At 46.9% G+C, this 23,338-nt stretch carries 31 protein-coding genes; 13 read left to right on the top strand and 18 right to left on the bottom strand.

The features are described 5' to 3' along the window. Genes RBB45_RS25325 through mnhG form a run of 3 tightly spaced genes read left to right on the top strand, consistent with a single transcriptional unit; the run spans nt 1 to nt 1,116 of the window. Nucleotides 1–477 carry a Na+/H+ antiporter subunit E gene (locus tag RBB45_RS25325; protein WP_009795426.1) on the top strand — a complete coding sequence of 159 codons (477 nt, stop codon included), beginning with the start codon at nt 1–3 and terminating at the stop codon, nt 475–477. Continuing rightward, a complete protein-coding gene (locus RBB45_RS25320) occupies nt 477–761 on the top strand; it encodes a Na(+)/H(+) antiporter subunit F1 (protein ID WP_009795427.1) in 285 nt (94 codons plus the stop codon). Before RBB45_RS25325 ends, RBB45_RS25320 begins: the two co-directional genes overlap by 1 nt. Beyond that, nucleotides 745–1,116, top strand: coding sequence for a monovalent cation/H(+) antiporter subunit G (gene mnhG / locus RBB45_RS25315; RefSeq protein WP_306010579.1), 372 nt, complete (start codon nt 745–747; stop codon nt 1,114–1,116). The genes RBB45_RS25320 and mnhG overlap by 17 nt, the downstream gene beginning before the upstream one ends. Nucleotides 1,117–1,162: 46 nt before the next feature. Here the strand turns inward: mnhG and RBB45_RS25310 are convergent, their stop codons facing one another. Further along, nucleotides 1,163–1,546, bottom strand: coding sequence for a PaaI family thioesterase (locus tag RBB45_RS25310; protein ID WP_035403284.1), 384 nt, complete (start codon nt 1,544–1,546; stop codon nt 1,163–1,165). 372 nt (nt 1,547–1,918) lie between these two features. Between RBB45_RS25310 and RBB45_RS25305 the strand changes: the two genes are divergently transcribed. Next, nucleotides 1,919–2,101, top strand: coding sequence for a hypothetical protein (locus RBB45_RS25305; RefSeq protein ID WP_009795431.1), 183 nt, complete (start codon nt 1,919–1,921; stop codon nt 2,099–2,101). Between the two features lie 49 nt (nt 2,102–2,150). Here RBB45_RS25305 and RBB45_RS25300 read toward each other — a convergent pair whose 3' ends face one another. Further along, nucleotides 2,151–2,756 (bottom strand): DedA family protein, encoded by a 606-nt coding sequence (locus tag RBB45_RS25300; RefSeq protein WP_009795432.1) that lies wholly within the window; start codon nt 2,754–2,756, stop codon nt 2,151–2,153. A gap of 251 nt (nt 2,757–3,007) precedes the next feature. Between RBB45_RS25300 and RBB45_RS25295 the strand changes: the two genes are divergently transcribed. Further along, nucleotides 3,008–3,415 (top strand): YuzC family spore coat inner layer protein, encoded by a 408-nt coding sequence (locus tag RBB45_RS25295; RefSeq protein WP_009795433.1) that lies wholly within the window; start codon nt 3,008–3,010, stop codon nt 3,413–3,415. 120 nt (nt 3,416–3,535) lie between these two features. Here RBB45_RS25295 and RBB45_RS25290 read toward each other — a convergent pair whose 3' ends face one another. The 3 genes from RBB45_RS25290 to RBB45_RS25280 all read right to left on the bottom strand — a co-directional run bounded on the left by RBB45_RS25290 (nt 3,536) and on the right by RBB45_RS25280 (nt 4,355). Then, a complete protein-coding gene (locus RBB45_RS25290; RefSeq protein WP_022544332.1) occupies nt 3,536–3,721 on the bottom strand; it encodes a hypothetical protein in 186 nt (61 codons plus the stop codon). Nucleotides 3,722–3,879: 158 nt separating this feature from the next. After that, nucleotides 3,880–4,071, bottom strand: a complete 192-nt coding sequence (locus tag RBB45_RS25285; protein WP_022544333.1) for a hypothetical protein — start codon at nt 4,069–4,071, stop codon at nt 3,880–3,882. Nucleotides 4,072–4,100: 29 nt separating this feature from the next. Beyond that, nucleotides 4,101–4,355 carry a hypothetical protein gene (locus RBB45_RS25280; RefSeq protein WP_142385249.1) on the bottom strand — a complete coding sequence of 85 codons (255 nt, stop codon included), beginning with the start codon at nt 4,353–4,355 and terminating at the stop codon, nt 4,101–4,103. Nucleotides 4,356–4,584: 229 nt separating this feature from the next. Here RBB45_RS25280 and RBB45_RS25275 point away from each other — a divergent pair, with 229 nt between their 5' ends. From RBB45_RS25275 to RBB45_RS25265, 3 genes are read left to right on the top strand one after another with little or no spacing between them, the layout of a single operon-like run. Beyond that, entirely contained in the window at nt 4,585–5,358 is a 774-nt protein-coding gene (locus RBB45_RS25275; protein WP_009795438.1) for an SDR family oxidoreductase, read from the top strand. 26 nt (nt 5,359–5,384) lie between these two features. Beyond that, nucleotides 5,385–5,993, top strand: a complete 609-nt coding sequence (locus RBB45_RS25270; protein WP_009795439.1) for a hypothetical protein — start codon at nt 5,385–5,387, stop codon at nt 5,991–5,993. Beyond that, nucleotides 5,983–7,047, top strand: coding sequence for an alpha/beta fold hydrolase (locus RBB45_RS25265; protein ID WP_101549591.1), 1,065 nt, complete (start codon nt 5,983–5,985; stop codon nt 7,045–7,047). Before RBB45_RS25270 ends, RBB45_RS25265 begins: the two co-directional genes overlap by 11 nt. 199 nt (nt 7,048–7,246) lie before the next feature. Here RBB45_RS25265 and RBB45_RS25260 read toward each other — a convergent pair whose 3' ends face one another. The 4 genes from RBB45_RS25260 to RBB45_RS25245 form a co-directional block, all read right to left on the bottom strand. Then, a complete protein-coding gene (locus RBB45_RS25260; RefSeq protein ID WP_101549590.1) occupies nt 7,247–7,840 on the bottom strand; it encodes a sulfite oxidase-like oxidoreductase in 594 nt (197 codons plus the stop codon). Nucleotides 7,841–7,954: 114 nt separating this feature from the next. Next, nucleotides 7,955–9,268 carry a Na+/H+ antiporter family protein gene (locus RBB45_RS25255; RefSeq protein ID WP_009795442.1) on the bottom strand — a complete coding sequence of 438 codons (1,314 nt, stop codon included), beginning with the start codon at nt 9,266–9,268 and terminating at the stop codon, nt 7,955–7,957. A gap of 266 nt (nt 9,269–9,534) precedes the next feature. Further along, nucleotides 9,535–11,037, bottom strand: a complete 1,503-nt coding sequence (locus tag RBB45_RS25250; protein WP_022544335.1) for a leucyl aminopeptidase — start codon at nt 11,035–11,037, stop codon at nt 9,535–9,537. Nucleotides 11,038–11,098: 61 nt separating this feature from the next. After that, nucleotides 11,099–11,476: a DUF309 domain-containing protein gene (locus RBB45_RS25245; RefSeq protein WP_022544336.1), complete on the bottom strand. Its 378-nt coding sequence runs from the start codon at nt 11,474–11,476 to the stop codon at nt 11,099–11,101. A gap of 216 nt (nt 11,477–11,692) precedes the next feature. Between RBB45_RS25245 and RBB45_RS25240 the strand changes: the two genes are divergently transcribed. Both RBB45_RS25240 and RBB45_RS25235 read left to right on the top strand, forming a co-directional pair. Next, on the top strand, nt 11,693–12,172 hold the full coding sequence (locus RBB45_RS25240; protein WP_009791424.1) for a divergent PAP2 family protein: 480 nt from the start codon (nt 11,693–11,695) through the stop codon (nt 12,170–12,172). Between the two features lie 10 nt (nt 12,173–12,182). Further along, complete coding sequence (locus tag RBB45_RS25235) at nt 12,183–12,959, top strand: cobalamin-binding protein (RefSeq protein ID WP_306010574.1); 777 nt, start codon at nt 12,183–12,185, stop codon at nt 12,957–12,959. Between the two features lie 282 nt (nt 12,960–13,241). Here the strand turns inward: RBB45_RS25235 and RBB45_RS25230 are convergent, their stop codons facing one another. The 5 genes from RBB45_RS25230 to RBB45_RS25210 form a co-directional block, all read right to left on the bottom strand. Then, the gene (locus tag RBB45_RS25230) at nt 13,242–13,952 is read right to left on the bottom strand and encodes a 3D domain-containing protein (protein ID WP_101549585.1); all 711 of its coding nucleotides are present in this window, start codon (nt 13,950–13,952) and stop codon (nt 13,242–13,244) included. Nucleotides 13,953–14,286: 334 nt separating this feature from the next. Then, nucleotides 14,287–14,610 (bottom strand): YuiB family protein, encoded by a 324-nt coding sequence (locus RBB45_RS25225; protein WP_022544338.1) that lies wholly within the window; start codon nt 14,608–14,610, stop codon nt 14,287–14,289. A 158-nt stretch (nt 14,611–14,768) separates the two neighbouring features. Next, nucleotides 14,769–14,894 carry a YuiA family protein gene (locus tag RBB45_RS25220; protein WP_022544339.1) on the bottom strand — a complete coding sequence of 42 codons (126 nt, stop codon included), beginning with the start codon at nt 14,892–14,894 and terminating at the stop codon, nt 14,769–14,771. A 153-nt stretch (nt 14,895–15,047) separates the two neighbouring features. After that, the gene (locus RBB45_RS25215; protein WP_022544340.1) at nt 15,048–15,533 is read right to left on the bottom strand and encodes an NUDIX domain-containing protein; all 486 of its coding nucleotides are present in this window, start codon (nt 15,531–15,533) and stop codon (nt 15,048–15,050) included. A gap of 108 nt (nt 15,534–15,641) precedes the next feature. Continuing rightward, nucleotides 15,642–16,859, bottom strand: a complete 1,218-nt coding sequence (locus RBB45_RS25210; RefSeq protein WP_009791430.1) for an NAD(P)/FAD-dependent oxidoreductase — start codon at nt 16,857–16,859, stop codon at nt 15,642–15,644. 356 nt (nt 16,860–17,215) lie between these two features. Here RBB45_RS25210 and RBB45_RS25205 point away from each other — a divergent pair, with 356 nt between their 5' ends. Next, nucleotides 17,216–18,214: an NAD(P)/FAD-dependent oxidoreductase gene (locus tag RBB45_RS25205; protein WP_022544341.1), complete on the top strand. Its 999-nt coding sequence runs from the start codon at nt 17,216–17,218 to the stop codon at nt 18,212–18,214. 52 nt (nt 18,215–18,266) lie between these two features. Here RBB45_RS25205 and RBB45_RS25200 read toward each other — a convergent pair whose 3' ends face one another. The 3 genes from RBB45_RS25200 to RBB45_RS25190 form a co-directional block, all read right to left on the bottom strand. After that, nucleotides 18,267–18,503, bottom strand: a complete 237-nt coding sequence (locus RBB45_RS25200; protein ID WP_022544342.1) for a hypothetical protein — start codon at nt 18,501–18,503, stop codon at nt 18,267–18,269. Between the two features lie 110 nt (nt 18,504–18,613). Further along, entirely contained in the window at nt 18,614–19,300 is a 687-nt protein-coding gene (locus RBB45_RS25195; RefSeq protein WP_224949754.1) for a hypothetical protein, read from the bottom strand. 102 nt (nt 19,301–19,402) lie between these two features. Next, a complete protein-coding gene (locus RBB45_RS25190) occupies nt 19,403–19,768 on the bottom strand; it encodes a HesB/IscA family protein (RefSeq protein WP_009791435.1) in 366 nt (121 codons plus the stop codon). A 194-nt stretch (nt 19,769–19,962) separates the two neighbouring features. On the opposite strand from RBB45_RS25190, the gene RBB45_RS25185 reads away from it, so the two are divergent. Further along, the gene (locus RBB45_RS25185; RefSeq protein ID WP_306010573.1) at nt 19,963–20,655 is read left to right on the top strand and encodes a DUF2225 domain-containing protein; all 693 of its coding nucleotides are present in this window, start codon (nt 19,963–19,965) and stop codon (nt 20,653–20,655) included. Between the two features lie 230 nt (nt 20,656–20,885). Here RBB45_RS25185 and RBB45_RS25180 read toward each other — a convergent pair whose 3' ends face one another. Continuing rightward, complete coding sequence (locus tag RBB45_RS25180) at nt 20,886–21,125, bottom strand: YuzB family protein (protein ID WP_009791437.1); 240 nt, start codon at nt 21,123–21,125, stop codon at nt 20,886–20,888. Between the two features lie 343 nt (nt 21,126–21,468). On the opposite strand from RBB45_RS25180, the gene RBB45_RS25175 reads away from it, so the two are divergent. Beyond that, nucleotides 21,469–22,536, top strand: a complete 1,068-nt coding sequence (locus RBB45_RS25175; RefSeq protein WP_009791438.1) for an NAD(P)/FAD-dependent oxidoreductase — start codon at nt 21,469–21,471, stop codon at nt 22,534–22,536. Nucleotides 22,537–23,338: the final 802 nt, after the last annotated feature.

Genomic DNA, 23,338 nt, shown 5'->3' with positions numbered 1-23,338 from the left:
ATGGCATTTCAAATTTTATTGAATTTCTTTTTAGCATTTGTATGGATGTTCCTTAAGGTCTCTTATGACCCGGTAACATTCCTTGTCGGCTATTTCTTCGGGCTGCTGATCATCTTTGCATTCAGGCGGTTCTTCGATTCACGCTTTTATCTGCTCCGGGTCGCGGCTGTCCTGAATCTGCTGCTGATCTTTATGAGGGAGCTGATATTATCCAATATTGCCATACTGAAGGTAATCCTGAAGCCAAAGCTTGATATCAGGCCCGGCATCTTTGCTCTTGAAACAGAGCTGACCGAGGACTGGGAAATCACGGTCCTTTCGGGACTGATCACTTTAACGCCGGGAACGCTGGTCATTGATGTTTCCGATGATAATAGAATCCTTTATATCCACGCCATGGATATAGGGGATGTCCATGAATCGGTCAGCAGCATCAAGAATTCTTTTGAAAAAGCAATCATGGAGGTGAGCAAGTGATGCTGGAAGTGATTGTACAAATTTCGCTGCTCTGCATTTCCGTTAGCATGGTCGGCCTTATCTACCGTGTAATCAAGGGGCCAACCATCCCTGACAGAATCGTGGCACTCGATGCCATCGGGATCAATCTCGTAGCTGTCATTGCACTCATTTCCATCTTGCTGAAAACCAATGCTTTCCTGGAGATCATCCTGCTGATCGGTATCCTTGCATTCATCGGCACGGTAGCCTTCTCGAAATATCTGGAAAAGGGGGTTATTATTGAACGTGATCGAAATCATTAGAATCATCATCATAGTCCTGATCCTGATAGGGGCCTTTCTCAGCCTTGTAGCGGCTTTTGGAGTAATCAGGCTGCCTGATGTATACACACGTAACCACGCCGCCTCCAAAGCCGCTACATTGGGTGTCATGTCCGTTCTGCTTGGGACCTTCCTTTATTTTTATGCAGAAGAAGGGCATTTCAACTCAAGGCTTATCCTGGGAATCGTATTTATCTTTATGACATCCCCTGTTGCCGGCCACCTGATCAGCCGTGCAGCATATAACGCAGGTGTCCCATTGGCGAATGTAAGCGTCCAGGATGATTTAAAAACAAAGAAAAATTCACAGGTAAGCGTCAAACAAGAAAAGCCATGAGGGAATCCCTCATGGCTTTTCTTGTTATTCTCATGCCCAGATGCTGCTATTTCCTTTGAATGACCGCCATTGTGCATCTTGAAACACACACAAGCTTCCCTTCTTCATCAGTGATTTTGATATCCCAGACCATTGTTGATTTTCCCTGATGAAGAACAGTGGCAGCTGCAGTGACGACTCCGTCTTTTTTTGCCCTGATATGGTTGGCGTTGATCTCAAGGCCGACCACAGCTTGTTTTTCCTGGTCCACTAATTCAAATGCACCGATGCTGGCCACCGTTTCAGCCAAAGCCACCGAGGCGCCGCCATGCAAAAGCCCGAAAGGCTGCCTGGTCCTCTCATCGACCGGCATGGTCGCTGTCACATGCCCTTTCCCAAGCTCAGTCACTTCTATTCCTAAGGCATGTATCAGCGTATTCTCCAATTTCATCATTCCAGTTCCCCCTCCATGTTTTTAACCATGGTGCATGACTATGTATGTACTTTTACTATAACTTCAATCCTTGTGACAGACAACCTGGCAAAGTATCCTTGCTCTTCATTCCCTGCCCCAAAGGCCGGGAGCAGTGTGTTGCTTCGGAGTCAGTGAACGCCAATCTAATACAAAATAACTGCTTAAATAAAAGGCTGCGTTAGTGTACCTTGTTGATTTTGGGCTGCATTTCAGCACAGCTGAAATGCAGCCCAAAATCAACAATAATGTTTAACAAAGCTAAATAAAAAAAGCCTGCTGCGGCAAACTAAAGATGTCCATCAAGTTCCGCAAAAACATGGACGAAACCATAGACAGGGGTGTTCATTTATGGATCATATCCGTGAAGGTTTAATTCCAGCAGTTCTTGGTACAGCTGTAACAGCAACAGGCTACGCGCTGAAGCAATCCAGAAAAGTAGACAGCACGCTGTCCGACACCATCGTCGGCTTCGGACTTGCCCATATCGTTCTGGGAGCCATTGACCTGGTTGAACACCGCCATCACTATTAGCACACAAAAAGGCAGCTTTTGCACGCTGCCTTTTCTTTTTTTAGCTCCCTCACGCCAGCTCCCTTTGCTTTTCTTTTTTTCTTCTGCTGCGTGTCTTGATCACGAGGATGATAAGCGCAAAGACGGCACCGGCCAAGAGCGCCTCTTTTCCATAAAGGATGATGGCATCTATATGATCGCCGAACAGATATCCTAAAGTGAAAGCAACCGCAAGCCAGAGCAGTGCCCCGCTGAAGGCAAACAATGCGAAGGTTTTGAATGGAAGCCTGCTGAAGCCATAGAGGAATGGGACAAAATTGCGCAGCCCCGGTATGAAATAGCTGAGTGAAAGGGAAAAGGCATGATGCTTATCCATCAGCCTCAAAGAGTCATCAATTATTTTTGCAAACCGTTTTCTTTTATGGAAATATTTGATCAGCGGCCGGCCGATAAACCGGCCAAGTGTATAGCAGGTCGTCAGCGCGGCAGTCATGCCGGCATAGGTCACTAGAAAAGCCCCAAGAGGATGAAGCACACTCATCGAGGAGACCATCCCGACTGTCATGGCAATGACTTCATTTGGGACGGGGATGCCGAAGACGCCGAACCAGAGCCACAGGAATAGGCCGACATAGCCATTTTCTTCAATCAGCAGCAAAATATAATCCAGCTCCATCTTCAGCACCTCCCCCGCTCTCCATCTATTTAAGAATTCTCCATTACCCTTGTTTACCCCTCTTTTATCTTTATGAATCCATACTAATACGCTCATGCTACTTAAATGTATATTCCTTCCTGCAAAGCACATAACCGATTAAGATGGCTGACAGTTTTTTTTTCACTGGCAATCGTAAGAAAGGGGGCCGCCGCATATAGATGGAATGAATGGGTGCACCTGGATTATGTTCCATGAAAGGAGCCAAATAAATGTTTCCGCATTATTATTACGGAAGAAGAAACAGCATCAGCCGCTACCCGCAGCCTGTATGCCATTTTCCTCCGCCTCCCCGCCAGCTCTATTATACAGCCAGCGTGAGGCAGTTTCCTTCTGTCAATCCTGCCACCTTTATGAGCTCGGCCAAGCATATGCAGGATCTAATGAGTGATGCCAGGTCACTGCTTGACAGGATGGCTACTTCCAAGCAGTTTTCCAATGATCTGATGTCAGCTGCCCAGCAATCCCAGACAAAAAAAGCAGAAGAGATGATCAAGGCAACCGGAATTAAGTCGCAGCCCCGTGTCACATATACACCGGACGGGCTCACCCTGGTATTTGAAGCAAAAGATGACCATGCTCAGTGCTGCAGCCTGACCTTAAAGCTCAGATGGATGTAAGTGCAAGTGCTGGCTGCAGCACTGATGCAGGAATTTCAGCACAACAGAAAAAAGCTCTCCTGACCAGAGAGCCTTAAAAGAAAGAGTCTATTGTTAAATGGCACTTCATACCTTCATCAATCAGTAATACGGATATCCTCCGCCGTATGGCGGGCCGTAAAATGGCGGCGGGTAAAAGTATGGCCTTGGCCGCGGAAAAAACAGTGCACTGCCGACAAGCCCTCCAAGCAATCCGCCTACAAACGGCGCCCCAAAGAAAAATCTTGAACCGCCTCCAGCATAATATGGCGCTCTATATGGATGCATAAAAGGTCTACCTCCTTATTTTCTTCCCTACACTACTACATATGCAGGCGAATGCCTTTTGGACTGGGCATTTGTCCGCTTTCCGGGGCTTTCACCGCCGGGCTGTTCTTCATCGGCAAAAAAAAAACACAGGAGAAGCTCCCCTGTGTTTTTCAGCATTATTTTTGTTCCAATATATCTGCCGTTTGTCCGCACGCCTGCAGTGCCTGTTCGACCGCCTGGAGGGATTCCTCGATGCGCTCACGGTTTGAACCCTGTTCTACCGTTGATAATGCCTGCTGCAGGGAATCTTTCGCCTGATTCAGGGATCCATATGAGTCCTGTACATATCCTCTTGCATTTTTCTGCATGATAGCACCTCTTCTTTGCTTCTTATTTTTCACTGCCAATAACCAATGGGAAGGCAATTCCGTTCATCTGCAGAGCTGACCAGCCGGAGCTGGAACAGAAATTGGTCGAAGAGGATCGGCTCACCATCATCGAAAGAGCATGCTTCCAAAAGGAGCTCCAGCGGATTATCTCCTGCCCCGGAATGCTCCATCACGCCTGAAAGCCAAAGCTTGAAGCTCAATGACTGCCCAAGTGCACTATATCCCGCTTCATCGAATATTTCCCTTATCTGCTTTTCATCCATCCGGCCGCCTCCCTGCATACCAGAAATCTTCCATTTTTGATTTTTCCCAAACAGGCTGTTTTTATACTTTCCCCAGGCAAGAAAAGGCTCTGGGAGAACAACCATTTTCTGCACTTTTGCATGATGGCTCGTCTATAATATAGCGAAGCATAAATCGGCAGCCTGCAGGGTATTCCAGAATTCATCATATGTAGCCTTACAGCTGTTCCAATAAGGAGGGATATCATAAATGGATACTAAAGAACTTTTCGATTTGTCCAATAAAACGGCCATCGTCACCGGCGGCGGGCGGGGGCTCGGCGAGCAGATGGCCTATGCACTTGCAGAGGCAGGAGCAAATATAGTCGTCTGTTCCAGGAATCTTGAGGCGTGCCAGACTGTCAGCAAGAAACTGGCATCCATGGGAGCCCAGTCATTGGCATTGGAATGCGACGTGACCAATGAAAACAATATCAGCTTTGTCATCGCGGAAACGATCAGCCATTTCGGCCGGCTTGACATCCTGATCAATAACAGCGGAACTTCCTGGGTCGCTCCGCTCCTGGACTACCCGGAAGACAAATGGGACAAAGTGATGGATGTAAATGTGAAGGGCGCATTCCTGTTTACCCAGGCAGCTGCCAGAGCCATGAAGGATCAGGGCAGCGGAAAAATCATCAATATCGCATCTGTCACAGGATTCAGGGGGGCTCCATCCGGCTTCCTGGATACACCGGCATACAACACCAGTAAAGGAGCGCTGATGGTGCTGACAAAGGATCTGGCTGTGAAGCTCGCTCCTTATAACATCCAGGTCAACAGTATTGCCCCGGGCCTGTTTCCGACAAAAATGACGGCATCCATGGAAAAAACCAATAAAATATTGCTGAAAAAAATACCTGCCGGAAGGTTTGGCAAGAATGAGGATTTAAAGGGAACAGCGTTGTTTCTGGCTTCCAGTGCTTCTGATTATGTGACAGGCCATACGCTTGTAGTAGATGGCGGCTTGACGGCAACCATCTAGAAAAACAGCGGAAAGGAGCAGGCGAAATGTCAAATGAACAAGCGCAGGAATTATTCAGTTCATTAAAAAAAATGGGAATGAAGCTTGAATTTGAACTAAATGAGCTGATAAAAAAGCAGCTGAATAAAGAAGAACTTCTGCTTTCAGCCAGCTCGAATTCAGCTGTAATCGCGAGTATGATCAGCCAATGCAGGAATATGGTTGAGTTGCTTTCCATACCTTTAAACTTCCCTACAAAGAACGATGTTGCCCGGGTGGCAAAACTGGCCATTCAGGTTGAAGAAAAAGTCGATCAGCTTGACGAACAAATGATGGCACTGTCCAGTACACTTGCCGATATAAAAAGTTCGGTCGAAATGCTTGGGGCAGGAGGCTTAACAGAAAAGCCGGACAGCCCGGCTATGGACCTTCCTAAATCCGGTCAGAACCCGCAATTGAAAGCACCTTCCTCCAAACCAGAATCTGTTAATGATTCAGGAACTGCGGCTTCCAGGAAAAAACCAGAAGACAGTCCGGCTGAGAAGAGACGGAAAGCACGGTCCAGGGCACTCAGCATCCTTCTGGATAATATCCAGAAAAATGCTGAAATCCAATCCGGATTGCCTTTGAAAGGATCGAAAAGTAATGGGAGATAATAGCAGCAGCTCCAATGGATTCTGGTCCGAGAAGGAACAGGAGAGATGGAGAGGATTTTTCCGGACTCTCTCGGCAGCACAGCCCGATCAGGGATGCACATACAGAAGGGCAGTCTGGAAAAAGAACAAAGCGGTCTTATGGCATTACCCCCCGGCGGAAAGAAAGTACAGCACTCCCATGTTCCTGATTTATTCACTCATCAACCAGCCTTATATCCTGGACCTTGCACCAAATGAAAGCATGATCGAGGTACTTGTCAATAAAGGCTATGATGTGTACCTTATTGATTTTGGCGCCCCGGGATATGAAGATAAAGACCTGACGATCACCGACTATATCAGGGATTATATTGCGAAAGCCGCCGCAAGAGCGCTCAGGCACTCAGGGGCATCAGAGCTGACAGTTATGGGCTTTTGCCTTGGCGGGACCATTGCAGCCATCTATGCAAGCATCTCAGAGGAGCCGATCAAGAACCTGGTTCTATTTGTTACACCAATTGATTTCAGCATCCTGCCCGCCTATGATGAGTGGATTGAAGCCGTTTCAACAGGCAGGGCCGATTTTGACGCTGTCATTGATGCACTAGGAATCATCCCGGCCCCCTTAATGGAAGCCGGCATGCGGCTGCTTACTTCACCTATCTACTTATCTCACTACCTCTCTCTTTTAAACCGCTCATATGATGAGAAATACACAGAAAAGTGGCAGAGGTTCAACACCTGGACATCGGGCCATATCCCTTTTTCCGGAGCAGCCTTAAAACAAATTTTCCATGAGCTCGGGAGAAGGAACTCCCTGATGGACGGCTCTCTCATCATCGACGGAAAAAAAGCCGACCTGGCTAATATCCAGGCAAACCTGCTTGCTGTAGCAACAGCAGGAGACAGGCTGGTTCCCAGAGAACAGGTTGAGCCTGTGATCGGCCTCGTTTCGAGCAGAGACAGAACTTTTCACTTGCAGCATGGAGGGCACGCCAATCTTGCAACGGGCGGACAGCTTCCTCCCTACCTGACCGATTGGCTCCATGAACACTCAGAGCCTTCCGGCAGTTAAAATCTGGACAATGGAGGGATACGATGTTTTATACCTTGAACTATGAGAAGCTTTTTGGACCAACAGCTCACTGCAGCTATTACGGGTTTGCCTCAATTGTGTTTGCAGATTACTTCAAGAGATGCTGCAGCTAATAGTGGGGCTTATCTTTTATAAAAAACCTCATCTTCATTGGGATGAGGTTTTTTCCATGGCCAGGTCAATCAAAGCTGAACCTTTCTTCTTTGAAAGGATCCCCATAATTATGGTAGCCATTTCTTTCCCAGAATCCAGGCTTATCCACAGCAGAAAACTCGATGCCGCGGAGCCATTTGGCGCTTTTCCAGAAGTAAAGGTGCGGAATGACGGCGCGGAGCGGATATCCGTGTTCCGGGGTAAGAGTCTCGCCATTATGGGAGTGTGCCAGGAGGCTCGTTTCCTTCAGGAAGTCTGCAAGCGGCAGGTTGGACGTCCATCCTTCCTCTGCATGCAGAATGACAAATGATGTTTCAGCTCTAAGCTTTACCAGCCTGACAATCTCACTTGCAGCTACACCTCTCCACACATTATCCAGCTTTGACCAGCCAGTGACACAATGGATATCATTTCCGGACTCTGTCTGCGGCAGCTTTTGAAGATCACTGTAGCTGATTACCTTTTCCTTTTCCACTGTCCCGAAGATCCGCAGCGACCAGTTATCCAGATTCGAGTAATAAGGAACATTGCCATGGTGCAGGACCGGAAAAGATGCGGTCACATTCTGGTTCGGCGGTACACGCCCCCCGTCCCCTTTCCTTACTTTTCCGAAATACATGCAAAATCACCCCATTCACTTCTGTATGTAAGGATATATTATCCTATATTTCTGTTCATACACAGGAATATGCAAAAAGAGGGGCTCCATCATTACAGGAGCCCCTCTGCTTGATTATAGAACCATTGCTGCAATCCAGCCAAAGGCAATCAGCGGAATATTATAGTGCACAAAGGTTGGCACACATGTATCCCAAATGTGATTATGCTGTCCATCAGCATTAAGCCCGGCCGTCGGCCCGAGCGTACTGTCTGAAGCCGGCGACCCTGCGTCACCAAGAGCAGCAGCTGTTCCGACCAAAGCGATGGTCGCCATTGGACTGAAGCCAAGCTCCATGGCAAGCGGGACAAAGATCGTCGCAATAATCGGGATGGTCGAGAAAGATGATCCGATGCCCATTGTCACGAGCAGGCCGACAAGGAGCATAAGGAAAGCTGCAAGAGGCTTGCTGCCGCCGATAATTCCCGCTGCCTGCTCAACAAGCCTCTCAACATCGCCCGTTTCTTTCAGCACATCAGCAAACCCAAAGGCCGCCAGCATGACAAAGCCGATGAAAGCCATCATTTTCATTCCCTCGGTCAACAGGGCATCTGCTTCCCTCCAGCGGATTGCTCCGCTGATATAAATGACCAGGATGCCGCTCAGCGCCCCGAATATCATAGAATCCAGGATAATCTGAACTGTAAGTGCCGCGATAATGGCGAGGATGGAAAACAGGATTGCCATTTTTGAATAGCTTCCTTTTTCCGGAGCAGCGATTTCGATAGTCTCATAGCTTCTTGATTTACGGTATGAGAAGAACACTGCGATGATAAGGCCTGCTGCAAGACCGGCAGTCGGAATCAGCATCGCTTTTGGGATATCTCCCATTTCAATGACAAGGCCGCTGTCAGCCATATTGCTGGCCAAAATTTCGTGGAAAATCTTCCCGAAGCCTGCAGGCAGCAGGATATAAGGTGCAGTCAGCCCGAATGTCAGGACTGAAGCAATCAGGCGCCGGTCGATGTTCAATTCATTCATAACATGAAGAAGCGGCGGTATTAAGATTGGAATAAAGGCAATGTGAATGGGAATCAGGTTCTGGGAAAAACAGGCCATCAATAGAATCGCGAACACGATCAATGCCTTTGAATAGGCCTTTCCCTTGGATCCACCGTTTTTGCCGACAACCCCAAGCACCCAGTCCACCATTAAGTTGGGAAGCCCGGTTTTGGAAATGGCAACGGCAAACCCGCCAAGAAGCGCATAGCTGAGGGCCACCTCGGCACTCCCTCCAAGCCCGTTTGTAAATACTTCAATTACTTTATCTACAGACAGCCCGCCAGTCAAACCGCCAACCAATGCCCCTGCAATCAGTGCAAACACAACATTCACACGCAAAAGGCTCAGCGCCAGCATCACAAGCACAGCTGCAATTACTGCATTCATGTTAAATCCCCTCTCTTGATGTAAAAACGTATAAGTATATGGAATGAATAGTTCAGCGTGTTTTAGCAGGTTGAGAAGTGTAAGCTTCTCCTTGATTACTTTACTCTGATAAATTGGTAAAGAACTAAAACACAAATATTAAAATACCATACAGGGGCAGGCCTGTCAATGATCCCGGGGGACTTCCAGGGATTGGAGGACGGTGCAGGGGTGATATTGAAAAATGAAAAAAGCCCGACCCCTTGAGGGCCAGGCCAAATTAGTTCTTATTCAAATGGCTCAAATCGTTCTACCATAAGTGCAAGTGTTCTGGCCATCACTCCGGTGGCACCGGAAGGACCGAGATCATGCGCCTTGTCAACAGTAGCAGTGCCGGCAATATCCAAATGCACCCAAGGAGTCCCTTCGGCAAATTCCCCGACAAAGCCCCCGCCCATGATGGCATGGCCTGCACGTCCAGGAGAGTTGTTCAGATCGGCAATCTTGCTGCTCCTGATGCGTGCCTTGTCTTTTTCAAATAATGGAAGCCTCCAGATCGGTTCTCCGGCTTCAAATGAAGCTTCGAGCACCTGCTCATAGAGAGCCTCATTATTCGCCAATGCGCCGGTTGTATCATTGCCAAGCGCGACGATCACACCGCCTGTCAAAGTCGCTACATCTACCAGATAGCCTGCTCCATGATGCTTCGCATAGGTGACAGCATCAGCAAGAGCAAGGCGCCCTTCTGCATCTGTATTCAGTACTTCAATCGTTTTTCCGCTCATGGAAGTGATAACGTCATCCGGCTTGAATGCAGTACCGCTCACCATATTGTCTGTAGACGGAATGACGGCAACAACATTCTGTGCCGGCTTCAGTTCACCAATGATTTCCATGGCGCCAAGCACAGCGGCAGCTCCGCCCATATCGGTCTTCATGCCGACAATGCCGTCTTTCGGCTTGAGTGAATAGCCGCCTGTATCAAAAGTGATGCCTTTTCCGACCAGACCGACCACATCGGTCCACTCATCCCTGCCCTGGTATTTCAGGACAATCATTTTCGGAGGCTCAGAAGATCCCTGATTGACGGCAAGAAGTGCGCCCATGCCGAGCTTCAGCATATCTTCTTTTTCAAGAATTTCCGCTTCGAAATGATATCTGCCTGCGAGCTCAAGCGCGTAGTTCGCCAAATCTGTTGCTGTCAGCATATTACCTGGAAGGTTTACAAGCGTCCTCGCGGAGTTTGTCCCTTTTCCGTGGGCAGTCCCGACTTCAAGTGAAGCCTTAACCTCAGCTTCATCTGCAGTACTGTACACGGTCAGGCTTTCGACTTTCCTTTCAGGCTCATTAGACTTTTGCTTATAGCCCTGGAATTCATATGCTGAAAGCTCGAAAGCTTCTGCTGCAGCATGCGCCGCATCATTTGCGTCTGCATCCTCCGCTGTAAATGAGTCAAGATAAAGCGCAGCCTCCTGCAGCCTGTCTTCTTTTAAACGCTTAAAGACCTTTCCGAAAGCTTCCCTCAGCACTTCAAAATCCAGTTCCTTTTCTTTTCCAAGCCCTACAAAATAAATCCTTTTGACTCCTGTTTTGCCAAATGTATGTATTTTGGAGACTGCTTTTTTCTTAGCTGAAATGTCTCCGCTTTTCATCAGTTCTGTCAGATTTCCTTCAAAAATGTCATCCGCCTTTGCCAGATTGCCTTCAAGCTTGGCAGGCTTATCAAATAATCCGATGACAAGGGCCTCATGGCCGGCACCGAAGTCCAAATCCTGTTTGATTGTATACATTCTGATCACCTCCAGTATTAATACCTATATTATATCGGATAAAGTGATTTATTTCGAGAATCTAATCATCTTCCAAAAATAAATAGATATGAGGCAGGACGGGAAGGGTTTTTACCTCCTCATAAGGAATTGTATCTATAGTCTCTGGTATAATGGAGAGGCATGCAGAAATGAATCCGTACACCTTTTCAAGGTCCAGCCCCCAATGCTTCGGCCTGTAGGATTGGAGATAAGAATGGGCAGCCCGCATCATGAGCCTGGCGCCTTTTACATTGCCGTACTCGTAATGGTAGATGGCCACACTCATTTGCAGCAGCCCTTTGAAGAACAGATTGGCTTTATCTTCCATCCACATTTCCTCCAAAAGGTCATGGCAAGTGTAATAGTCGCCTTCATTGAAACAGATGAAGAACTCATAATATTCTTTGGGATAAAGCATGCAATCACCCCTGCACAGAATGTATTCATACTCCTGGTTATCCATATCATATCAGATGTACATAAATTACAGTATTCAACTTCCGCCCCGGCGGGTATAAAAAACAAAAGGGCACTCCGCCCTGCAGCTGAGGCATAATGGAAGTTCCAGCTCCACTTGCTTCCTGTCAGCCCAGGCAGCTGCAAAACAGCCAAAAAATGAAAAGGTGGTTTCCCGATGGATTTATTGCTCAACTTCCCTTTATGGTCTGCACTGGCCGCAATCTTTTTTGCACAGTTTGTAAAGGTGCCCATTCAGTATATTGCGACGAGGAGACTGGACTGGTCACTCTTGACAAGCACGGGAGGCATGCCCAGCTCCCACTCGGCCGCCGTCACTGCCCTTTCCACGGGAGTCGCCCTGGAAACCGGGATGGATTCTGCTGTATTCGCGGTGGCGGCTGTATTTGCCATCATCACGATGTTTGATGCAACCGGTGTAAGAAGGCAGGCAGGTGAACAGGCCATTGTCCTGAATCAGCTTGTGAACGATTTTAATAAATTCGTCGAAGAAGCGAAAGTATGGCAGAAAAAGGCCGAAAAAGAAAAACAGAAAGAACTGAAGGAGCTCCTCGGCCACAAACCGATTGAAGTGTTTTTCGGGGGCCTGACAGGGATTGCTTTGACCCTTGTTCTCGATATGCTAGTTAATCTATAAGGAGACTTTTATGAGAATAGTATCTATCTGTCCCAGCAACACAGAAATTATCGCTTACCTCGGGCTGACACATCTTCTGGTCGGAATCGATGACTATTCTGACTGGCCGGAGGAAGTGCTTCATCTGCCAAGGCTCGGACCTGATTTGTCAATTGATATGGATAAGGTTGAAGCGCTGAAGCCTGATCTCGTACTGGCATCCTTGAGCGTGCCGGGGATGGAGAAAAATATCGGGGAATTAAGGAATAGGAACCTGCCTTTCATTACCCTTAATCCCCAAAGCCTTGAGGATATTGCACGGGACCTGGGTACAGCAGCCGAGGCTGCCGGATATCCCGGATTGGGTGAAAAGGCAGCCGGCGAATTCAGGACGAAAATTAAAAGCCTGCAGGAAAAATCGGCAGGCGCCGGGTACAAACCCTCCCTCTACTGGGAATGGTGGCCAAAGCCGGTTTTCACCCCTGGAAGCATCAACTGGCTCACTGAAATCAGCGAGCTTGTCGGCGCCGTCAATCTGTTCAGGGATGTGGAACTCGCCAGCGTCCAGACAGATTGGGATGACGTCCTCCGCCGCCAGCCTGATTATATCTGCCTTGCATGGGTAGGCGTCCGCAAAGAAAAGGTAAAGCCGGAGATTGTCGTGAAAAGGCCAGGATGGAAGGAACTTGAGGCAGTCAAACATGAAAGAATCCTCGTACTGGAGGAAGAACTGTATTGCCGCCCTTCCCCCCGCCTGATTGAAGGCGCTGAAAGGCTCGCCCGTATACTGCATCCGGAATGCTTTTAGCGATAAAAAGAGGGAGGCCGTTTGATCCGGCCTCCCTCTTTCTTAGTTTTATTTTCTTTTTTGGCTTTTATTTGCGACTTTCCGGATTTATTTGCGACAGCCTCAAATTCGGACTTTCAATTCCTCGTTCCTCTACTGAACAAGGCTTATCAGCTTTTCTTGATCCAGCTCCGGCGTCTAAGGCCTCGAGTCATAATCCACTTTAGGATTGAAGGCAAAGACCGCCTTCTATCCTAAAGCGTCTTATGCTTGTCTGCCTCGGGCAAGCCGCCTCCGCGTTTCCTATTCCTCCACAGCCCTGTACTGGTGGCGGAATACCTGCATGGATTCGTTCTCGTTAAGGGCGCTTAGTTCCTCTTCGGTCAGGCTTCCGTCTCCCTCTTCAATCACATAAACATCAAGCGTTTTTTTGCCCCAGCTGCTGTAGACGTCTTCGACGGTTTCATAATATAGATCAAGTTTATTACCTTTGATGGCGCCGCCTTTGTCAGCTACGACCCCGTATCCATAACCCGGTATGAACAGGATGGTGCCGATCGGGAAAACGTTCAGGTCTGCTGCTACTGTAGAGTACAGATCTCGTTTTACCTTGACCCCAGAGTATGTAATGCCAAAGGACGGGTGCCCCGGATTCTTTCCTGTTGATTCATAATAGGCCGTATAGCCGGTCGCCACTACAGATTTGGCGGGATATTCTGACCAATTGAATGCTTCTTCCAAGGACTGTGGCTCGGCAGTAACCGCCTCCGCTGAGGAAATCAGCTCATTCGCTTCCAGCCTCGGAAGATATTTGTAGGCAAGTCCCATTGTTTTATATGTATGGTCTGAGAAAGCATAATCTTCCATTTCAGCTGCTGCCCCGCCGCCTTCGTACTGATAGGACTCAAGGGTTTTCGCGCCTACTCCGGATATGGATTGAAAGGTGGTAAGCAGTGCCCCTAAAAATAAAACTGACATGATGATGCGCTTTGTCCATTTTTTTAGTCTATTCATATAATAATTCACTCCTCCCAAGTTAATCATTTCCCAACTTTAGAAAAAGTATTCCTGGGAGGATTGGAATTAAGGCAATACCGCGGTTTCTGTATTAGAAGTAAAATTCATATAAAGCCTGCTGTATCAAGGTTTTAGTACAGGAATGGTATTTCCTAAAAAAAAATTATAAAATTTATGATTCTGAAGTTTTTTAGTCGCCTATCTCAGACTTTTGTTATATTTTTTAATAGTAGGGTCTGTTGGTATTCTGTATTGATTTTAGACTCATTCATATGAAAAGGTGTGTTTCACAGAGCAAAAAAAACACTCCCAATATGGGAATGCTTTTACATTAAAACATTCTGTAGCCTTTGCTTCTCAGCAGTTTAATAGTAATACCGGCTGCAACTGCACCAGCCATCCCGCTGCTTAAAATCAGGACATCAGCCATGGCGAGCTCTGACAAAAGCCTTCCCAGCTCAGGAAATGCTTCACCGCTGTTGGTGAAATATTCTATGAAACGGACCTGGTCAACAATCAGGATAGCGATGATTGGATAAATAATGGCCATGATCCAGGACATTCTAAGCAGCATATTCAATATAAAACCGATTCCAAAAAATAAAACGAAAAATAGCAGCATTGAAATTGGCAACACAAAAATAGTCATCTGCACAGGCAGTACCCCCTTAAAACATCACTTTTAAGTGTACTGAATGGCCGAAAGGTAGTCAATTTTAATTTTGTGAACACTTTTTAACAACTATAACTGTTCAGGCCTTGCCGAAGGAAAATCCAGCCACGGAAAAACCCTGCAGTCAGCAGGGTTTTATTTTATCCTTTCTTTTTGCCGGAACCGTTGCAGCAGGTGCATGTTTCAGAGCCGCCTAATAAAAGCTGGAAATAGCCCTTCCCTGAACAATAGTCGCATTCTTTGGTTTCATAAGTCATTGCTGCCATCCTGCTCATCCCCTTTACACACTGAATTTTCTGATAATATATCAAGGATTGAGGAAAATGGAAAGCTTCATATTAGCCGGAAAAGCCCTTCTGTAAACGCATACATGTTAGATTATCTTACAATATCTAATGAATTCTAATAATTTCTGAAAATTATAAAAATAGTTTATATGCGGAGTATCCGAAGTGGTCGCCAGGGTTTACGCCGTCTATCAGCTGTTTGGCAGCCCCTTCATTAAGTTCTGTCAAATACTTGAGGAGGATCGAGGCATCTTCATGGACCGCTGCTTCTCCAGGGTCCATAAACTGCACATCCATCAGCTCGCTTTCCTGGACAGTGATGCTTTGGCCTTTTTCAGGCGCCATAAGAAAAAGGATCATATTGTCGCTGACCTCGCCGCGGATCACACCAGTCCTCAGCCCTATCATGCCGACCGGCCTGCTTGCAATGCCCGTTTCTTCCTTTACTTCCCTTACAGCTGCTTCATCGGCAGTCTCCCCTGGATTAACAAAGCCTGCAGGCAGCGACCATTTGCCCTTCAGCCCGCCGTATTTTTTCTTAACTAAAAGCCACTTTCCCTCCGGTGAAATAACCAGGCCTGAAACAGCAAGCCACACTTTGCCACGTTTGCTCTCCATTACGTTTATGACCTCCATGCATAATGATCTTTCTATTGTAGCAGAGCTCTGCTTCTAATTGGTTTTTGGACACAAAAATACCGGGGAAATGATCCCCGGCAGTTTTTATTAAAAGATATTGAATTTGCCTTTTTTCAGGACAAGTCCAGGTCCGCCAATCATGAAGAGGGCACGGTTGTCGATCATCTTCTTCATGAAGGAAGCCTTTGATCCTACCAATTTCTTGCCGAAAGCCACACCAATGGCATCGTCTTCGCCCAATGAACATACTGTACCTTTGATATCAGGAGTGAAGGTCTCAAGCTCACCCTTGTTGCGGATCAGTGCAACGATATTGCGCGCGCATACCTCTCCCTGCTGCATGGCGATTTGGGCAGTAGGAGGATACGGACGGTTGATTTCTTCATTGATGATCAATGAGCAGTCGCCGATGATGAATAGATCTTCATGGCCAGGAACCCTTAGGTCAGGCTGAACCTTTACGCGTCCGCGCATCGCTTCAATGCCGGAATTTTCGATGATGGAGTTGCCGCGAACACCTGCAGCCCAGACGACAGTGCCTGCTTTGATGTGCTCAACTTCTTCGTCGCCTTTTCCGACCGTGATTCCATCTTCATTGCATTCTTTGATGGCAGTGCCAATCAGGAATTGAACACCCTTTTTCTCCAGGTGGGAGACTGCATAGTTGACAAGCTCAGGGTCAAAGCCAGGAAGGACCGTAGGAGCAGCTTCAACACAGATGATCTTAACCTTGCTGTAGTCCACATCATATTCCTTGCACAGCTCAGGCACTCTGTTTGCCAGCTCGCCAAGGAATTCAATGCCTGTGAAGCCGGCGCCTCCGACTACAATTGTCAGCCTTTCATCCTTTTTCTCTTCTTCAGTATTGTAAGTGGCAAATTGATATTCAATATGCTCGCGGATCTGTCTTGCAGCATTCACATTTATAATAGAGAAAGCATGTACATCCAGGCCTTTGATGCCGAATGTTTCCGGCTCAGCACCAAGTGAAACGACCAAGTAGTCATAGGTTACTTCGCCTTCCTCGAGGATGACCTTCTTTTCTTCAGTTTTAATTTCAACAGCAGTACCCTGGACAAATTCGATTTTGTTTCGGTCAATGACATTTTTAACATCATAGCGAACTCGATCGTGATGAAGAGTACCTGCAGAAGCTTCGTGCAGCCAAGTCGTTTCATAGTGATAGTCATTCTTGTTCACTAATACGATTTCTGCTTCATTCACTCCAACCTGCTTTTGCAAACGTGTTGCCACCATCAATCCGCCGTAGCCGGCACCTAGAATTACTATTTTTGGCTTTTTCAAAGCGTATCACTTCCACCTTTATTAGTATTTTCGAAAACTCTTCTGCTTTTTCTTATCTTCCACTGCTTTATGAGTTTTTATTTTATAAGTACAAGAAAAAGTTTGTGATATTCTTCACGAAGCAGAGCAAAAAAATGTCCGAAATTTGTCACAAAGTTTATGTCTATAATACATAATATTCTTTTTTTCGCGGTTTTTCAAGGTTAAAAGCAGAATATATCCTATTGAGAAAATTAAGATTTTTACGCAATTTTTCTCATTATTCCAACAACTTTCGGTTCTGCTATGTGAGGTTTTTCATTATTTATGATATGATGAAGGCTAGAAATGTTACTACATATGTTGAGGTGATTAGTGTGAAGGAAGATCAGACAATCTATGATATAACGATTATCGGCGGAGGGCCTGTCGGGCTGTTCACTGCTTTTTACGGCGGCATGAGGCAGGCCTCTGTTAAAATAATTGAAAGCCTTCCCCAGCTTGGCGGGCAGCTGTCAGCTCTTTATCCGGAGAAATACATATATGATGTAGCCGGTTTCCCGAAAGTGCGGGCACAGGAGCTCGTCGATAATTTGAAAGAGCAGATGAAGAAATTCGAACCTACGGTATCGCTTGAGCAGTCGGTTGAAAAGCTTGAAAAACAGCCGGACGGCATTTTCAAGCTAACCACCAACAGCGAAATCCACTATACAAAGACGGTCATCATCACGGCCGGAAATGGCGCATTCCAGCCGCGCCGCCTTGAGCTTGACTCGGCTCCGCAATATGAAGGCAAGAACCTGCACTACTTCATTGATGACCTGAATCATTTCTCCGGGAAGAAAGTGGTTGTATTCGGAGGAGGCGATTCAGCAGTAGACTGGGCCTTGATGCTTGAGCCTATCGCAGAGAACGTAAAGATCATCCACCGCCGCGACAAGTTCCGCGCCCACGAGCACAGTGTAGAAAACCTTCACAATTCCAAGGTTGAAATCAAGACTCCGTTTGTTCCTGCCGAACTGATCGGCAATGAGGAGGGCATTTCCCAGGTGATCATCCAGGATGCCAAAGGGGAAGAAAAAGAAGCCATCGATGTTGATGCCGTCATCGTCAACTACGGCTTTGTTTCATCGCTTGGCCCGATCAAAGAGTGGGGCCTGGAAATTGAAAAAAATAATATTGTCGTCAACAGCAAAATGGAGACAAATATCCCGGGCATTTACGCAGCCGGCGATATTTGCACCTATGACGGCAAAGTGAAGCTGATTGCTTCCGGTTTCGGAGAAGCGCCGACTGCAGTGAACAATGCTAAGGCCCTTATTGATCCTAAAGCACGGGTGCAGCCTCTGCACAGCACGTCCATGTTTGATAAATAATCAATAAAATGGCCCCGCCGGAGAGAAACTCCGGCGGGGCCGCTTTTATTTCTTACCAATAGTGTCTGCGTTTTCTGCGGCGGTCTGTTTCTGCCCCGGCTACGTCATCAGCCAGGCAGCGCCTTACAGCCCTGCAAAATTCCTCACTGTCAATAAAGGCCTCAACCCTTACCTTAAAGTCATCATCGCGTTTCTTGTGATGACAGTCAGATGCACCAGCCACATCATCCTGCTTCCAGTGCCTGTTGCCCGATAAGCCTGCTACATTGTCATTATACCAGCAGCCCATAGATTCACCCCCTCTGCAGCAAGATATGTTTCATCTTATGCATGAGGGAGACAAGCCGGCAGTGCGAACATCCTTTTTCTGAAAAAATGGATGCTGCCCGGCAGCCCAATTTAGTACAATCCTGACCCTTCGAGGATTTCCCCTCCTGTTCTATCTACAGCAAACCATGCGGAAGCATCCCCATCTTCCTTCGGGCGGCTCCACGCTGCCACAAAATGGACCTGGCAAAGTTCACCCTTTCTTATTTCCGGGATTGGAACTGCAATCGCATTTGGCAAATACCTGACGATTTGGAGCTGTGAAATTTCATCTTCAGCATAGAATGAGTCCGGCATCATATCCTTTATTCTTGACCTTTGAACTAAGGCAGCCCCATCCTCTGTGCCAAGAGTGAGCTTCCATTCCCCATACTCCCAGGTCATCGCCTCGAGCCTTTCTCCGCTGTCCGGCCACCCGGCGCTTCCTATTGGTTCCATCTCTGCTTGAAATATACAGTCCCTTAAATTATGACAAGCTCTCAGCCTCCAGACGGCAGCAGCTGCTTTTTCTATTTTCATATGTGATGGAATCCTGATGTCAGGTTCGCAGAGGAGAAGCTCGGCTATGTAATCCTTATGTGAATATCTCAGCAAGAGTTCTCCATTTTCCAGCCTAAAGCAGGAAGGTTTGCTATGGCACCTTGATGGGACTTGGCCATTGATTCGGAGGTCAAATGCAATGGCTCCTGCCGGCGTCTGGATAATCGGGCTGCACCCAAACTCGCTCTCAGACTCCTGCGTATTTTGAAACAGCTTCATTTTTTAACCCCCGCTTCTCTTTTTCCATGTAAAAAACGCTTCCTGATATGCTCAATTGAGGTCAGGAAGCGTTCTGTAAGGTGTATGATGACAATTAAGGAATCAGCAATTTTCGGGTGTCCCTGCATTCTTAGCGGTCCTGAACGAAGAACCGCAGCCGCAGGAAGCGATGGCATTGGGATTGTCGATGGTGAATCCGCCGCCCATCATGGATTGCTTATAGTCGATCTTTGTGCCGTTAAGGATGGCAGCATCTTCCTTGCTTACAAGGATTTGCAGGCCATGGAGCTCGAACTGGGCATCGTTTTCTTCAACTTCATGCGCAAAGCCCATGCCGTATGACAACCCGCTGCAGCCCCCGCCTTTTACTGCAACACGCAGGAATGCATTTTCCTCTTCATTTTGCTTCATCATATCTTTAATTTGAAAAGCCGCAGCTTCAGTAATTTCAACAATTTGGTTTTCCATTTTAAATCCTCCTTAATCTTGAGGTTTTTACTCTTATATATAGTATATACAGACTTTGAGCGGGACTCAACTGAGCAGGCTTCAATTTTAAGGCCCTTTTATCAAATCCGCTCCTAAATTAGAACTTATTACCTAAAAAACCCTGGTGTTTATGGTATAATAAACCTAATATTCTATAATGGAAGGTGAGAAAATTGGCCATACTGGAGCCATTGTATGAAAAAAGCTGCAGCTGCCCTGTATGCAAGAACAACTTTACAAGCCAGAAGGTCCGTTCCCGCTTCGTAAAAATCAAAGGCTATGACACTGATTTTCTTCCTTTTTATGACTCAGATGCAAGCAATCCGATATTCTATTATATACAAGTATGTCCTCAATGCGGCTTTTCGTTTTCCGAGGAATTCAGCCCATATTTCCCCCCGGGTTCAAAGGAACAGATCGATGAAAAGATCACGAGCCAATGGAAGCCCAGGGACTTCGGCAGGAAGAGGAGCAGGAATGAAGCAATCCAGACATACAAGCTGGCTGTCTACTCAGCACTTTTGAAGAAGGAAAAGCATGTGTCCATCGCGGGATTGTATATGCGGCTTGCCTGGCTGTACAGAAATGGCGGCGATGAGACACAGGAACAGCGCTTTATGAAATTGGCTGCCCATGAATATGTGGAATCCTATTCAAGCGGTGATTACCAGGGCACGCAGATCTCTGAAACCAGACTTCTATACCTCATTGCAGAACTTTCAAGGAAAATAGGCAGCGATGGGCAGGCAATCAAGTTTTTCTCCAAGGTAATTGAACAGCAAAGCCGTTCGATTGAGCCGGGGATCATTGATATGGCAAGAGAACGCTGGCATGAAATGAGGGAAAGCAGAAGGCAGACCTGCTGATGTCTGCTCCTTCAAGAACAAAAGCGCAGGCGCCTTGATCACCCCCGACAAGCATAAGACGAACCTCCCGAAAAGGCATTCTTTGCCTTTTTGGGAGGTTTGGCTTATGACCACGATGGGGGTAGGCGGTGGAGCTGGACGTGGAAGCATTGAAAATTATCCACAAGTCTTCCAATTTATAAATTCCTTAACTATAAGAAAAAGGCCGCATCGATATGCGGCCTTTTATATTAAAACATCGGATTTTCATCCAGGAATTGATATATGTTTTCCACCAGTTCCTCCGGCGTCTCTCCTGTTACAACCTCACCGTTCACCAGGGCATATAAAGAGCTTGCACATTTTCCGCAGTACCCAAGGCAGCCATACTCAATCACATCCAGATCCGGGTCCTTTTCAAGGATTTCCAGGGCCTTCTGCGCACCGCTTGCCAGGTTGCTGATGCAAAATTCTATGATTGGCTGAATCACATCTATTCACCTCTCTACTAATTGTTAATGTACTTGGTTTCAGGCAAAAACGCAAGCAAAGGCATACTGTCATATACACAGTAAGCGCTGGATTATCATTATTGGATGATTGAAGGGCGTATAATGTCGACTTTTGCCTGGATTATTCAGATATGTGTTGTGATTTAGCTATAATTTCGTTATACTTTTTATGTTGTTTCATGAATATTCTTGTGAATTAATATTCTAATTATTTTGCTAATATAATAATGTAAACGTTTAATTCTTATTCTGTCATTGTGTTCTATTATTTTAATATATTACTATAGCTGCTTACATACTGGACAAAAGGGGAAATTTGGTTATGAAAAATCTTGTCATACTTGGCGGAGGATATGGCGGCATGAGAGCTCTTGCCCGTCTGCTGCCAAACTCATTGCCGGAAGATACAAGCATTACACTGATTGACCGGGTACCTTACCACTGCCTTAAAACTGAATATTATGCACTAGCAGCAGGAACGATCTCTGATCAGCATGTCCGGGTTGCTTTCCCTGAGCATCCGCGCCTTAAGATTAAATATGGAGAAATCTCGGGGATCGACCTTGAAAAACAGCAGGTAAACCTGGCAAATGAAACTCCTGTTTCCTATGATGACCTTATCATTGGACTTGGGTGCGAGGATAAGTACCATAATGTCCCTGGGGCAGATGTACACACCTACAGCATCCAGACAATCGAAAAATCACGCCGCACTTATGAAACATTGAACAATCTGTCGCCGGGGTCTGTCGTTGCCATCGTTGGGGCAGGACTGAGCGGCGTTGAACTGGCATCCGAGCTGAATGAAAGCCGGCCGGATCTGAAAGTGAAGCTGTTTGACAGGGGAAATCATATTCTTTCCGCTTTCCCTGAAAGATTAAGCACTTATGTAGAAAATTGGTTTGACAATCACGGAGTGGAAATCATCAACAATTCCAACATTACCCGTGTAGAAGAAAACATCCTTTATAACCATGACGAGCCCCTTCAGTGCGATGCCATTGTATGGACAGCAGGCATTCAGCCAAGCAAGGTTGTCCGTGACCTGCCGGTGGAAAAAGATGCACAGGGCCGTGTCGTGCTTACCAAGCACCATAACATTCCCGGCAATGAGCATGTGTATGTTGTAGGAGACTGCGCAAGCCTGCCGCATGCACCAAGTGCACAGCTTGCCGAAGGCCAGGCAGAACAAATTGTCCAGATCCTCCTGAAGCGCTGGAAAGGCGAAGAGCTGCCAGAATCCCTGCCGGTCATCAAGCTGAAAGGCGTCCTTGGCTCACTCGGCAAAAAGCATGGCTTCGGCCTTGTCGCCGAAAGACCGATCACAGGCCGCGTCGCCAGACTGCTTAAATCCGGAATTTTATGGATGTACAAATATCATAATGGCTGATCAAGCAAAGCAAAGGAGTACGGATGGAAGATCCGTACTCCTTTTTAACTTAAATGTGAATGTATAACTGACCTTATTTATAGATCTGAAAAATGCCACAGAGTGCAGAATCTCTGTCATTCAATTCAAAGCCGATTGAATGAAGTGTGCCTGGAACGGAAATCAAAAGACACCATTTAGGAGGATATCTCATTCAGATGGATTAGAGGATTGCCCAAAATTTTAGAGACCTGTTGATTGCAGTGGAAGGCACGCAGACTCCTGCGGGACTGCAGCGGCAATGCTGAGACCCCGCAGGAGCTTGCTCTGAGGAGGCTCAGCGCCGCCCCGCGGAAAGCGAAGTGCCTGGAACGGAAATCACCAGTCCCCATTTAGGAGGATATCTCATTCAGATGGATTAGAGGATTGCCCAAAATTTTGGAGACCTGTTGATTGCAGTGGAAGGCACGAAGACTCCTGCGGGATTGAAGCGACAATGCTGAGACCCCGCAGGAGCTTGCTCTGAGGAGGCTCAGCGTCGCCCCGCGGAAAGCGGAGTGCCTGGAAGATTTAACAATTAATAACGAAGAGACGTTAAGATAAGCGACCTTCCCCTCTTATTTGAATGACCTAATTAGGAAAGGGGAATTGCCCAATTAATTTTAAGAACCTGGTGATTGGAGTGCAAGGCACGCAGACTCCTGCGGGATTGAAGCGGCAGAGCTGAGACCCCGCAGGAGGTACGACGAGTTATCATGAACGAAACTAGCTCCTACTCGTAACATCGTAGGTTAATCTGGTTAGAATGTTTACTGTTAAAATA

Source organism: Bacillus sp. MMSF_3328 (assembly GCF_030733525.1).
Lineage (GTDB): Bacteria > Bacillota > Bacilli > Bacillales > Cytobacillaceae > Bacillus_AB > Bacillus_AB infantis.
Note: the sequence above shows the minus strand (reverse complement) of the source record. Positions and strands in the feature narration are given on the sequence as shown.